General features: G+C 67.3%; 8 protein-coding genes. 7 read left to right on the forward strand and 1 reads right to left on the reverse strand.

From position 1 onward, the window contains the following. The first annotated feature begins 205 nt into the window (after positions 1-205). Complete coding sequence (locus tag G5S38_RS00805; RefSeq protein WP_165063280.1) at positions 206-2,395, forward strand: DEAD/DEAH box helicase; 2,190 nt, start codon at positions 206-208, stop codon at positions 2,393-2,395. 113 nt (positions 2,396-2,508) lie between these two features. On the opposite strand, the gene G5S38_RS00810 is transcribed toward G5S38_RS00805, so the two are convergent. Then, complete coding sequence (locus tag G5S38_RS00810; RefSeq protein ID WP_165063281.1) at positions 2,509-3,426, reverse strand: cation diffusion facilitator family transporter; 918 nt, start codon at positions 3,424-3,426, stop codon at positions 2,509-2,511. A 227-nt stretch (positions 3,427-3,653) separates the two neighbouring features. Between G5S38_RS00810 and G5S38_RS00815 the strand changes: the two genes are divergently transcribed. The 6 genes from G5S38_RS00815 (at position 3,654) to G5S38_RS00840 (ending at position 13,268) form a co-directional block, all read left to right on the forward strand. Further along, on the forward strand, positions 3,654-5,906 hold the full coding sequence (locus G5S38_RS00815; protein ID WP_165063282.1) for a bifunctional metallophosphatase/5'-nucleotidase: 2,253 nt from the start codon (positions 3,654-3,656) through the stop codon (positions 5,904-5,906). A 222-nt stretch (positions 5,907-6,128) separates the two neighbouring features. Further along, positions 6,129-7,067 (forward strand): cysteine synthase A, encoded by a 939-nt coding sequence (gene cysK / locus G5S38_RS00820; protein WP_165063283.1) that lies wholly within the window; start codon positions 6,129-6,131, stop codon positions 7,065-7,067. A 54-nt stretch (positions 7,068-7,121) separates the two neighbouring features. Next, positions 7,122-7,661: a serine O-acetyltransferase EpsC gene (gene epsC / locus G5S38_RS00825; RefSeq protein WP_165063514.1), complete on the forward strand. Its 540-nt coding sequence runs from the start codon at positions 7,122-7,124 to the stop codon at positions 7,659-7,661. A gap of 435 nt (positions 7,662-8,096) precedes the next feature. Further along, positions 8,097-9,362: a glycosyltransferase gene (locus G5S38_RS00830; RefSeq protein ID WP_165063284.1), complete on the forward strand. Its 1,266-nt coding sequence runs from the start codon at positions 8,097-8,099 to the stop codon at positions 9,360-9,362. Further along, positions 9,352-10,662: a glycosyltransferase gene (locus G5S38_RS00835; RefSeq protein ID WP_165063285.1), complete on the forward strand. Its 1,311-nt coding sequence runs from the start codon at positions 9,352-9,354 to the stop codon at positions 10,660-10,662. Before G5S38_RS00830 ends, G5S38_RS00835 begins: the two co-directional genes overlap by 11 nt. Next, on the forward strand, positions 10,659-13,268 hold the full coding sequence (locus G5S38_RS00840) for a glycosyl hydrolase family 8 (RefSeq protein ID WP_165063286.1): 2,610 nt from the start codon (positions 10,659-10,661) through the stop codon (positions 13,266-13,268). Before G5S38_RS00835 ends, G5S38_RS00840 begins: the two co-directional genes overlap by 4 nt. Positions 13,269-13,276 lie beyond the last annotated feature (8 nt).

A 13,276-nucleotide genomic window follows, 5' to 3' on the forward strand; every position in this document is an offset into this window, starting at 1 on the left:
ACGGATATGGACTCCGGGCGTGCGCTGATCAATAGCGTGGTGAGTTTTCACAATGTGTGTGAAACGGCCCCGAACGGTTCTGTTCAGGTGTGCGCTCGTGTTACGAGACACCTGTTCGATCTCTGACTGCTTGGGTTCTAGCAGCACGGGTCTACACCGGACCCTGCGTTGCCATGCAATGACAACAACCCAGAATCCCTTACCTATGGCTAATTTCAAGAAGCCCTACAACTCTGACTCCCGCGGTTCCGCGCCTCGCGGCGGTGGCCCGTCGTCGGCACCGAAGAAGCGCTGGACCCCGGATGACCGTGCTGCTCGCACCGGTGACCGCCCCGCCAGCGGCGGCCCCGCGACCGGTGGCCGACGTCCGAACTGGACCCCGGCCGAGAACCGTCCCGCGCGCGGCGAACGCCCCCAGCGCGGCGCATACGGCGACCGCCCCAACCGTGGAGACGACCGTCCCTCATACGGCGACCGTCCGAACCGCGGCGGCGACCGCACCGAGCGTCCGTCGTACGGCGACCGCAACGACCGCCCCCAGCGCACCGAGCGTCCCTCCTACGGCGACCGCAACAACCGCGGCACCGACCGTCCCTCGTACGGCGACCGCAACGACCGCTCGTCGAACGACCGCCCCGCATACGGCGACCGCCCGCAGCGCACCGAACGCCCGTCGTACAACAACGACCGCCCGCAGCGCACCGAGCGTCCGTCGTACAACAACGACCGCCCGTCATACGGCGACCGCAACAACCGCGGCACCGACCGCCCTTCGTACGGCGACCGCAACGACCGTGGCTCAGACCGTCCGTCCTACGGCGACCGCAACGACCGCTCGGCGAGCGACCGTCCCGCATACGGCGACCGCCCCGCATACGGCGACCGCCCGAACCGCGGTGCAGACCGCCCGGTGTACAACGACCGCCCGCAGCGCACCGAGCGCCCGTCCTACGGCGACCGCAACGACCGCACGTCGAGTGACCGCCCCCAGCGCACCGAGCGCCCGTCGTACGGCGACCGCAATGACCGCACCTCGTCGTACGGCAACAACCGTCCGGCCCGCGACGACGGACGCCCCTCCTACAGCGACCGCCCGACCCGTGGTTTCGAAGAGCGCCGCGCCCCGCGCAGCTCCGACATGTACCCGTCGCGCGACGCCAAGAGCGGCCCGCACGAAGACGTCGTGCTCGAGCGCCTCGAAGCCAAGGTGATCACCGCCAAGGACATCGAGGGCAAGACGTTCGGCGACCTCGGCCTCGGTGACAACATCACCCGCCAGCTCGCCACCATGGGAGCGGAGTCGCCCTTCCCGATCCAGGCCGCCACCATCCCCGACGTACTCGCCGGACGCGACGTGCTCGGCCGCGGAAAGACCGGATCCGGCAAGACCATTGCCTTCGGTGCACCGCTCGTCGAGCGCCTCATGGAGAACAACGGAGCCAAGGGCCGCAAGCCCGGCCGCCTCCCGCGTGCCCTGATCCTCGCCCCGACCCGCGAGCTGGCGATGCAGATCGACCGCACCATCCAGCCCATCGCGCGCTCCGTCGGCCTGTTCACCACCACGATCGTCGGTGGCGTTCCGCAGTACAAGCAGGTCTCCGCCCTCCAGCGCGGCACCGACATCATCATCGCGACCCCCGGTCGCGTCGAAGACCTCGTCGAACAGGGTCGCCTCGACCTGAGCAAGGTCACCACGACCGTGCTCGACGAAGCCGACCACATGTGCGACCTCGGGTTCCTCGAGCCCGTGCAGCGCATCCTCAAGGAGACCCAGGACGGCGGCCAGAAGCTGCTGTTCTCGGCCACCCTCGACAAGGGCGTCGCAACCCTGGTCAAGCAGTTCCTCGTCAACCCGTCGGTGCACGAAGTCGCCGGTGAAGACCAGGCCTCGTCGACCATCGACCACCGCGTGCTCCTCATCGAGCAGCGCGACAAGCGCTCCATCATCACCGAGCTCGCCTCGGGCGCCGGCAAGACGCTGATCTTCGCCCGTACCCGTGCGTTCGCAGAAGAGCTCGCCGACCAGCTCGAAGACGCCGGCGTTCCCGCCACGTCGCTGCACGGTGACCTCAACCAGTCGCGCCGCACGCGCAACCTCCAGCTGCTGACCAGCGGCCGGGTCAACGTGCTCGTCGCGACCGACGTTGCGGCACGCGGCATCCACGTCGACGACATCAGCCTGGTGATCCAGGCCGACGCCCCCGACGAGTACAAGTCCTACCTGCACCGCGCCGGCCGCACCGGTCGCGCCGGCAAGACCGGAACCGTCGTGACGCTCGTCTCCAAGTCGCGCAAGCGCCGCATGGACGAGCTGCTCGACCGCGCCGACATCGAGGCATCGTACGTTCCGGCTCGTCCGGGCGACCACGTGCTCACCGAGCTCGCCGCGCTGTAGCAAGCACCAGCCACGTCAGGCGTCCACTCTCGCGAGTGGGCGCCTGTCGTGCGTTAACCCGTGGGGTGCGAGGGCGAGTGGATGCTGCCGCCACCGTCCCTCGACGATGCGCGTCAGCGGTGCTGGTGAGCCTCGTGCTCCGCGTGCTCGGAGGGCTCGAGCTGGAACGTGGAGTGCTCGACGTCGAAGTGCCCGGCGAGACACTCCGACAGCTCGTCGAGCAGGCGGCCCGTGTCACCGGTCGCGAACACCTCGGGCGCGACAACGACATGCGCCGAGAACACGGCGACCCCCGGCGTGATGGACCAGACGTGAACGTCGTGCACGCCGACGACGCCGGCCGTGCCGAGCACGTGGTCGCGGATCATCGCCACATCTGTTCCCCGCGGTGCCGACTGGCTCAGCACCCGCATCGCGTCGCGCAGCAACAGCAGGGCGCGCGGAAGGATGAGGCCGGCGACCACGAGTGACGCGATGCCGTCTGCCGCGACGAACCCGGTCAGCAGGATGACCACTGCCGAGATGATCACGGCGATCGACCCGATGAGGTCGCCCAGCACCTCGAGGTACGCGCCGCGCATATTGATCGAGTCGGCGGCGCCCCCGCGCAGCACGAGCAGGCTCGCCACGTTCGCGGCAGCACCCACGACCGCCACGACGAGCATCGGCAGCGCGAGGATCTCGACCGTCGAGGGGTCGACGAGCCTTCGCACCCCCTCGACGGCGACGAATCCGACGATTCCGAGCAGCAGGGCGCCGTTCACCACGGCCGCGAACACCTCGACCCTGCGATTGCCGTAGGTGCGGGTATCGGTCGCCGGCCGCGCCGCGATGCCGAGCGCCACCAGGGCGACGACGAGGCCGGTCAGGTCGGAGAGCATGTGACCGGCATCGGCGAGCAGGGCGAGGGAGCCGGATGCCACGGCCCCGACCACCTCGACGACCAGCACGACCGCGACGATGCAGATCGCGATCACCAGGCGTCGACGGTTGGTGAGGCCACCACCATCGTGTCCGTGCGCATGCCCCATTCCGCCCAGTGTAGGAACCCCGGATGGGACTGGCTAGGGAGTCGGCGCTGTCGGGAATGACCACCGTTCTCAGCATGGCCGTGGTTCTCGCCACACACTGCCCGAGTTAACGCCACGTGAAAGATTCGACATTTGCTGGAGCGCAGCGACCTTCGCGGGATAAGGTCACCGGGTGCCCCCCGAATGGGGGCGATCACGCCGTCGACCCCCACGAAGAGGCCACACCTATGCCAGCTGCCCCGCCCCCCGTGTTCCGCTCCACCCGACGCCGCCGCGGTCGCACCGCGGTCGCGACCGGTGTCGCCGCCGCCGTCGCGCTCTCCGGATTCGGCGCGTCCGCGGCATCCGCCGTCGTCATCGAGCCCGAGGTCACCGAGATCGACATCGTGTCGATCAATGACTTCCACGGCCGCCTCGAGGCGAACGGCGCCGCGGCCGGCGCCGCGGTGCTCGGCGGTATGGTCGACTTCTACGAGGCGCAGAACCCGAACACGATCTTCGCGTCGTCGGGCGACTCGGTCGGCGCGTCGACGTTCACCTCGTTCATCCAGAACGACGAGCCCACGATCGACGCGCTCAACAGCATCGGCCTCGACGTGAGCGCCTTCGGCAACCACGAATTCGACCAGGGCCAGGACGACGTCAACGACCGCCTCATCCCGCGCTTCGGCGCCGGGTTCGTCGCCGCCAACATCTACGCGGCAGGCACCACCACCCCGGTCTACGACGAATACGAGATCATCGAGGTCGACGGCGTCAGTGTCGGGTTCATCGGGGCCCTCACCACGAACATGCCGTCGCTGGTCTCGCCCGACGGAATCACCGGGCTCGAGTTCGGACCGGTCGTTCCCGCGGTCAACCGCGTAGCCGACGAGCTGAGCGACGGTGACGACGCCAACGGCGAAGCCGACGTTCTCGTGCTCCTGGTTCACGAGGGAGCGAACAGCCCCGAGCTTGCGGCATCCACCGACGCCTCCGCATTCGGGGACATCGCTACCAACACCAGCTCCGATGTCGACGCCATCATCTCCGGCCACTCGCACTTCGAGTACGACTTCGACATCGCCGGCCCCGACGGAACCCCCCGGCCGGTCATCCAGTCGGGTGAATACGGTGAGGGGTTCGCCCACACCTCCATTCAGGTGGATGCCGCGACCAACGAGCTGATCAGCATCAGCTCGACCCGCGAGCCACTGGCCAGCGCCGCCCGCACCACGGCGGGACTCACGCCATTCGCGCCCGACCCCGCGGTCGAGGCCATCGTCGCCGCAGCCGTCGAGGTGGCTGCCGTGGAGGGTTCCGTGCCGCTCGGCGTCATCACCGACGACGTCAACCGCGCGCAGCAGCCGGGCACCGGTGACCGCGAGGGAACCCTCGTCGAGAACCGCGGAGGGGAATCCACCCTCGGCAACCTCGTCGCCGACGTGCAGGCATGGGCGACGCAGGAGGCGGGGGCAGAACTCGCCCTGATGAACCCGGGCGGCCTGCGCACCAACCTCGAGGCCGGTGACGACGGTGTCGTCACCTACGCGGAGGCCGCCGGCGTGCAGCCGTTCGCCAACACCCTCGTCGCGATGGACCTCACGACCGAGCAGCTCACGGCAGTGCTCGAGGAGCAGTGGGCGCACGGCACCCGCACCGCGTTCCTCAAGCTCGGTGTCTCCGACGCCCTCGGCTACACCTACGACCCGGCCGCCCCCTACGGCAGCCACATCACCGCCATCTTCAAGGACGGCGTCGAGGTGCTGCCGGGCGAAACCCACCGCGTCACGGTGAACTCCTTCCTCGCGAGCGGAGGCGACCTGTTCAGCACGCTCGCCGAGGGAACCAACCGCGTCGACACCGGACAGGTCGACCTGCAGGCGTTCGTCGACTACTTCGAGGCATTCGAGACCATCTCGCCGTCGACCCCGCAGCGTTCGGTCGGCGTCACCCTCCCCGCGGGAGGACTGGTCGAAGGAACCGAGGCGACGATCGAACTGTCCTCGCTGCTGTTCAGCGGCGGCGAGTCGTTCAACTCCGGAGTCGTGCAGGCCGCCATCGGCGACACCGTGCTGGGCTCGGCCGAACTCGACCCTGCCGCTGTGCCAGGAACCGACGAGGTCGGGCGCGCGTCGCTCACCTTCACCGTGCCGGCCGGGCTGAGTGGCGACCAGTTGCTGTCGCTCACCGTCGCCAGCACCGGGACCCAGCTCGCGGTTCCGGTGACCATCACCGCCGCCGCGGTCGTTCCGCCCGTCGTCCCCCCGGTCGACCCGCCGGTGGCCCCGGCCCCCGGCGCGGGAACCGGCGCCGGATCGGGAGCAGGAACGGGAGCGGGCACCGCCCCGATCGTGGTGCGGGTGGACGCCGACGAGCTCGCCGCAACGGGAGCGAGCACCGAGGGTCTCGTCGCCCTCATGGTGCTGCTGCTGGGTGCCGGTGGCATGCTCGTCGGTGCCTGTCGTCGCATGACCCGCGACGGCGTCACCGCCGAGTAGCACGAGGCGGGCGTCGCGAGACGCCCGCCAGAACGACACAGGGATCCGCCTCCGCGCGGGTCCCTGTGTCGTTGCGGCGGGAATATTCGCCCAGATCCAGGCCTTCCCCATAGGAGATGCGGTCCCGCACGGGGCAGCGTCGCCGCACGCGGTGCCGCCGTCGGTACCGCCGCCATAAGCTGGACCACCATCGACCGCTCCGAGCCCAGAAGGACTTCGACCATGGCCAAACGAATCTTCTCGAACATGACCGAGCTCGCCGGGAACACCCCGCTCGTGCGCATCAACCGCCTCGCCGAGGGCCTCGACGCCACCATCCTGGGCAAGTTGGAGTTCTACAACCCCGCGGCCAGCGTGAAGGATCGCATCGGAGTCGCCATCATCGAGGCCGCAGAGAAGTCGGGCGAGCTCAAGCCCGGCGGCACGATCGTCGAGGGCACCAGTGGAAACACCGGTATCGCCCTCGCCATGGCTGGCGCGGCCAAGGGATACAAGGTCGTCATGACCATGCCGGAGACGATGAACAAGGAACGCCGCACCATCCTGCGCGCCTACGGCGCCGAGATCGTGCTCACACCGGGCGGCGACGGTATGCGCGGGGCCGTCGAGAAGGCGCAGGAGATCGTCGCGAACACTCCCAACTCCATCTGGGCGAAGCAGTTCGCGAACGCCGCCAACCCGCAGATCCACCGCGAGACGACGGCAGAGGAGATCTGGGCAGACACCGACGGGGAGGTGGACATCTTCGTAGCGGGCATCGGCACGGGAGGCACCATCACCGGCGTCGGCCAGGTGCTCAAGGAGCGCAAGCCCGACGTGCAGATCGTCGGGGTCGAACCGCTCGACTCGCCACTCCTCACCGAGGGCAAGGCTGGACCGCACAAGATCATGGGCATCGGCGCCAACTTCGTTCCCGAGATCCTCGACCGCGATGCATACGACGAGATCATCGACGTGAGCCTGGCCGACTCTCTCGACCTCGCCCGGCGCATGGCCACCGAGGAGGGGATTCTCGCCGGCATCTCCTCCGGTTCCATCATGTGGGCAGCAATCGAGCTGGCCAAGCGCCCCGAGAACGCGGGCAAGACCATCGTCGCCATCGTGTGCGACACCGGGGAGCGCTACCTCTCCAGCGTGCTGTTCGAGAACCTGCAGGACTGATCTCCGCGGGTGCCTGCACTGACGACCGGTCTCGCCTCCCGCGTATTCGCGGCGATGCGTGAGGATATCCGCACCGCGCGCCGCCGCGACCCGGCGGCGCGCTCGAACCTCGAGGTGATGCTCGCGTACCCCGGAGTGCATGCCGTCTGGGGCTACCGGGTAGCCCACCGCATGTGGCTGGCCGGGGCGCACCTGCCCGCGCGCCTGCTCTCCCAGGGGATCAGGGCCGCGACCGGGGTGGAGATCCATCCTGGCGCGACCATCGGGCGGCGCCTGTTCATCGACCACGGCATGGGCGTCGTGATCGGCGAGACCGCCATCGTCGGCGATGACGTCATGATGTACCACGGGGTCACCCTCGGTGGCCGGTCGTCGGACCGAGTCAAACGGCACCCGACGATCGACGACGGCGTCACCGTGGGTGCCGGCGCGATCGTGCTCGGCGCAGTTACCGTCGGGGCGGGCAGCATCGTCGGAGCGCAGGCCGTCGTCGTGCATGACGCCCCTCCGGGGTCGGTCCTCACCGGCGTCCCTGCCCGCGTGCTTCCCCAGTCCGATCCCGAAACCGTCGACGGTGGTTTCTTCTCGATTTGACTCGAGTTGACCGTTGTTTCGGGGTTTTTGTGCCCCCTACTGGGGGCGTTTACCCCCGCCTCAGTTAACCTCCCGTTAACATAAGACCCCGGATACCCCCGTAGTCTCGAAGCACCCTAGTTACACAAGCCGCCTCGAAGGCGCCTTTGACCGCTCTCCCGAGCCTGGTCTACACACCCCCCGCCCAACTCCCGACGCATTACCCGAAGCAACACCAGCACCACCGGACGCCCCCAGGCCGGTGCCACAATCCCCGTCGTGCACATAACGCCGCGTCCGCACCACAGGATCGCCTGAGCTAGCCGGCTACCCCGCCGCCAGCCGACAGCATCCTGACGCCCCCCACCCGGCATCGATGCCACGCCCCAGCTGCCGTCCCGTGTCCCCGGATGACAAACCTGGGCACGCGCATCCACTGCACCCTGGAGTTCCCCCATGTCCTCAGTCCATCCCGTTGTCCCGCGGTCGGAGAATGTCGAGGCGCCCGCGGCGTTGATGATCGTTCCGACCTATAACGAGGCGAAGAACATCGTCCCCCTGTTGGAGGCGCTGTTCGCGCTGCCGATGGTGGAGGAGACCGGCTGGCAGCTGCACGTGCTGGTTCGCGACGACTCGTCCCCCGATGGCACCGGCGACATCGTGCGCGACCTGATCGAGACGACCTACCCCGGACGCCTGATCCTGTCGACGGGTACGAAGGACGGCCTGGGCAAGGCCATGAAGGCCGCCTTCGACGAGTCGCTCGAGCTCGGGTACGAGGTCATCATGACGATGGACGCGGACTTCTCGCACTCGCCGCTGGATGTGCCGAAGCTGGTCGCCGCGATCAACGACGGGGCAGACGTCGCCATCGGATCCCGGTACGTCGACGGCGGCCTCATCCCCGGCAACTGGCCGCTCGGATACATCGTGCGCACCCGGGTCGCCGGAGCCGTCGCCCGCCTGCTCGGCGGTGTCGACCCGAGCATCCGCGAGCTGACCACGAACTTCAGGGCCATGCGCCGTTCGGTTCTCGGCGCGATCCCCTACGGCACCGTGGACGCCAAGGGATACGGATTCATGATCTTCCTCGCCAACGCCTTCGTGATGGGTGCGTGGACGGTGAAAGAGGTGCCGATCAGCTTCTACAGCCGCGCGAACGGCAGCTCGAAGGCGCGCCTGAGCGACATCTTCGAATTCTTCAAGATCGCGTACCGGCTCAACGACGACTCCCCGTTCAAGCAGGTCGCGAGGTTCCTGACAGTCGGTGCCAGCGGCACGGTGGTCAACCTCTTCGCGCTGTGGCTGCTGCGCCGGGTGGTGCCCGAGGACGCATCGGTCATCTGGCTGTCGATCGCGGCGATCCAGATCAGCATCCTGTGGAACTTCATCCTGCACGACCGGTTCACCTTCAAGTCCTACCGCAAGGCATGGAAGGGCCAGTCGACGCTCAAGCAGTACGGCAAGAACTTCCTCCGCTACGAGGGCACCAGTGCGCTCACGCAGACGGTGATCTTCACCGCGTTCGTGCTGCTGTCGAACCTGGGCGTGTTCTACCTGCTGGCACAGCTGCTCGGCATCGGCATCGCGTTCATCGTGAACTACTACGTCTCGAGCACCTACATCTGGGTCTTCCGCAAGAGCACCCCCCTCACCCTCGTCGACGCCCCCGTCGATGCCCCGACCGCCACGCGCACCGTACGGCCGGCCCATGCTCGCTAGCGTCCTCTACGCCGTCATCGTCCTCAGCGCCCTCGTCCTCCTGATCCAGAGCATCGTCAGCATCCAGCAGACCCTCTATATCTGGAACGACCCCGACCGCATGAAGGCCTCCGGCGTACCCGACACCTTCGAGCAGCCCGAGCTCGGCTTTACCGTGCTGCTGCCCGCCCGACATGAAGCGGCGGTGATCGGAGAGACGCTGCGCAAGCTCGGCGCCGCGCACTACCCGAAGGACAAGGTCGAGCTGATGGTCATCTGCTCCGAAGACGACCTCGAGACCATCGCCGCCGCCGAGGCGGCCAAGTTCGAGCACAAGCTCATTAACGTCACCGTGCTGGTCTTCGATGGCGCGCCCGGCAAGTCGAAGGCCATGAACCTCGGCCTCGCCGCTGCCAAGCACCCCATCGTCACGATCTTCGACTCCGAAGACGACGTGAGCCAGGACATCTTCACGATCGTCAACACCATCTACCTCCGCCGCAATGTCGACGTCCTGCAGTGCGGCGTGCAGCTCATGGACTACAACAGCCACTGGTTCTCGGCGCACAACGTGCTCGAGTACTTCTTCTGGTTCAAGTCGCGCATGCACTACTACGCCAAGCTGCAGGCCGTACCGCTCGGCGGCAACACGGTGTTCTTCCGGGCCGACGACCTGAAGGAGGTCGACGGCTGGGATGAGGTCGGACTCACCGAAGACGCCGACATCGGCATCCGTCTCAGCCTCAAGGGCAAGGTCTTCGACGTCATGTACGACCCGCGCCACGTGACCCGCGAAGAAGTCCCGCACACCACGAAAGCATTCGTGAAGCAGCGCACGCGCTGGAACCAGGGCTTCCTGCAGATCCTCCGCAAGGGCGACTGGCTCAAGCTGCCCCGCCCCGAGCAGAAGCTGCTCGTCGGCTACGTGCTCACCGCCCCCACCTACATGGCCCTCGTGATCGCCTCGGCTCCGCTCCTGGTGCTGCTCGGTGCGACCACCAAGCTGCCCGTCGCGGTGAGCCTCTTCACCTTCGTTCCGCTGTTCCTCGCCGTCGTCATGCTCATGGTGAGCCTCCTCGGGCTCCACGAGTTCGGCAAGGACCAGAAGATCAAGGTCAAGCCGTGGAGCTACGCGTTCCTCGCCATCACCTTCATCCCGTACCAGGTACTGCTGCTCGTCAGCTCGGTGCGTGCCATGATCCGTGAGGCCCGCGGCAACCGCGGGTGGGAGAAGACCGTGCACCTCGGCGGACACCGCACCGCAGAGCACGCGCAGCCCGTCTTCGCGCCCGTGGGCATCGCCGCGAGCGAAGTCGCATGAGCGTCGCACACCGCGCCAAGCCGAGGCCGCTGGCGACCTGGCTGAACACGCGCCGCGGCGAGGTCATCCTCGTCGCCCTCGTTGTCATCGCCGGCGGCATCATGCACGCGTGGGGCATGTTCTCCTACCCCTACCTCGAGAATGACGAGGCGACCTACGTCTCCCGCGCCTGGGCGTTCGTCACCGAGGGTCGACTCGACGTCTACACCTACCGCTACGACCACGCACCCGTCGGCTGGATGGCCATCGGTGGGTGGCTGTTCCTCACCGGCGGTGACGCCTTCTTCGGATCCATGCTGGAATCCGGGCGCGTCTTCATGCTCGTCGTCCACCTGATCAGCACCGTGCTCGTCTACCTGATCGCCAAGCGCTTCTCCAACGGAAGCATCACGGCCGGCGTCATCGCGGCCCTGATCTTTTCGGCCTCGCCGCTCGGCATCTACTTCCAGCGTCGCATCCTGCTCGACAACCTGATGGTCATGTGGCTGCTGCTGAGCATCCTGCTCGCCGCACGCAAGCGCGCCACCCTCGGCAACTACGTCGCGAGCGGCATCTTCTTCGGCATCGCCGTGCTCACCAAGCTCAACGCGGTTTTCTTCGGACCGGCATTCCTGCTCCTGCTGTGGTTCGGCGCCGCCGCACACCAGCGCAAGCACGCGATGGCCCACTGGCTCGCCTTCGGCGGCGGTACCGTGCTGCTCTTCTTCATGTACGCGCTGCTGAACTCCGAACTCTTTCCCGCGCCCCTCGGTGCCGACGGCGAACCGCTCCGCGTCAGCCTGATCGACACGTTCGCGCTGCAGCTCGGCCGCGGCGACTTCGCCTGGCCATGGGACCCCGCCGGAAGCTTCCTTACCGCGCTCGGATCGTGGGCGGTGAAGGACTCGTTCACCCTCGCACTCGGCCTGGTGTCGACGGTCGCCGTGGCGATCATCGCCATCGTGCAACGCAAGAAGACGGTCTACCCGCTCGCGCTGCTGACCTTCATCCTGTTCTACGTCTTCTTCCTGGCCCGCGGCAAGATCGTGCTCGACCTCTACGTCACGCCGCTCCTTCCGCTGCTCGCCATCGCCGGCGGTGTCATGGTCGGCTACGCACTCAAGGTCACCCCGAAACGGGTGGAGAAGGTCGTGCGGCCCGCCCTCGCGGTCGTCGCCGTCGGATCGCTCGCCGCGACCTATGCGGTGCTCGTGCCCAACCGCCCCTATGTGATCGACGAGGTCGGAAACCAGAACCTCGCCCTCGACTGGGTGACAGACAATGTGGCATCCGATGCCGTCATCGCCACCGACAACTACATCTACCCGGCGCTGGCGCAGGAGCGCGACTACGACAACACCATGTACTTCTTCAGCGCTGAGTACGACCCCGAGTCGCAGACCAAGTACGGCGACGACTGGCGCAACATCGACTACCTGGTGCTCACGCACGAAGTGATCGCGCAGATCTACGCAGGCACCGTGCCGAAGATGCGGGAGATACTCGACCACTCCGAGCTGCAGGCGAGCTACACCGAGGGCACCACCAGCTTCCTCGATATTCCGAAGTACATCTCGACCAACGGCGACTGGGTGCAGGTCTACAAGACCAAGTCCCGCAACGACATCGTGCTGCAGGACACCTGGGACCACTACCGCGGCGAGTTCGTCATCGACTACGGCCAGGTCATCGACACGGTCAACGACAACACCACGTCGACCGGCCAGGCCGACGGCATGACCCGGGCGATCGAGGAGGACGACGAAGCGACGTTCCGCGGCATCTGGCAGTGGACGCAAGACCACCTACAGCACCGCTCGACCGACTCACTCATCTCCTGGTTGTGGGCGAAAGACGCGACCGGCACGTTCGGAGTCGCGAACAGCGACACCGTCTGCGGCGCCGACCAGCGCATCATCGGATCCCTGCTGCAGGCCGGCGAGAAGTGGAACGACCCCGAGCTCACCGCCGAGGCCACCACGATGGCCGGCGACTGGTGGGCCGCGTGCACCTTCGTCGCCGACGACGGCAAGCGCTACATCGACTCCTCGGCCGACGGTTCGCAGGACGACCAGCTCGTCAACCCGTCGTTCTTCGACCCCACGTTGTACCGCTACTTCGAGACCACCCTGCCGCAGTACCCATGGGCCGAGGTCATCGACGGCGGCTACACGCTGCTCGAGCGCCTCATCGCCGAACGCGGCACCGTACCCGACTGGGCCGTGGTGTCGGAAACGAACGAACTCGAGCCGGCTACCAGCCTCATCGGGCCGGGTGCCGACTCCCTCGGGCAGGACACCCTCCGGCTCGTCCCCAATCTCCTCCTCGAAGAGGTTGCGGGAGAAGCCCGCAGCACCGCCATCCTCGACGTACTCGAGCCGCAAGTCATCGCCTACGCCGACGCCGCCCCCGGCATGGGCGCCAGCGTGACCTCCGCAATCCTGAGCCAGCTGCGCGACACCGGCCTCGACGGCCAGACCATCTACGAGAACGACATCTTCGGCAACTACGACGCCGAAGCGGGCTACTGGTTCGACGGAGTCAACTTCGTCGACCAGACCTGGGCGTGGTCGTGGCACGAATTCCAGTCACAGCTGCCCGAACAGCTGCAGATGCCCCTCGAATAGGACACGCA

It is taken from the genome of Marisediminicola senii (assembly GCF_011057645.1).
Lineage (GTDB): Bacteria > Actinomycetota > Actinomycetes > Actinomycetales > Microbacteriaceae > Marisediminicola > Marisediminicola senii.

Bases quoted from the DNA above. Each gene is read 5' to 3' on its own strand.
- G5S38_RS00805 (WP_165063280.1), top strand. From the start codon at position 206: ATGGCTAATTTCAAGAAGCCCTACAACTCTGACTCCCGCGGTTCCGCG.
- G5S38_RS00810 (WP_165063281.1), bottom strand. From the start codon at position 3,426: ATGGGGCATGCGCACGGACACGATGGTGGTGGCCTCACCAACCGTCGA.
- G5S38_RS00815 (WP_165063282.1), top strand. From the start codon at position 3,654: ATGCCAGCTGCCCCGCCCCCCGTGTTCCGCTCCACCCGACGCCGCCGC.
- cysK (WP_165063283.1), top strand. From the start codon at position 6,129: ATGGCCAAACGAATCTTCTCGAACATGACCGAGCTCGCCGGGAACACC.
- epsC (WP_165063514.1), top strand. From the start codon at position 7,122: ATGCGTGAGGATATCCGCACCGCGCGCCGCCGCGACCCGGCGGCGCGC.
- G5S38_RS00830 (WP_165063284.1), top strand. From the start codon at position 8,097: ATGTCCTCAGTCCATCCCGTTGTCCCGCGGTCGGAGAATGTCGAGGCG.
- G5S38_RS00835 (WP_165063285.1), top strand. From the start codon at position 9,352: ATGCTCGCTAGCGTCCTCTACGCCGTCATCGTCCTCAGCGCCCTCGTC.
- G5S38_RS00840 (WP_165063286.1), top strand. From the start codon at position 10,659: ATGAGCGTCGCACACCGCGCCAAGCCGAGGCCGCTGGCGACCTGGCTG.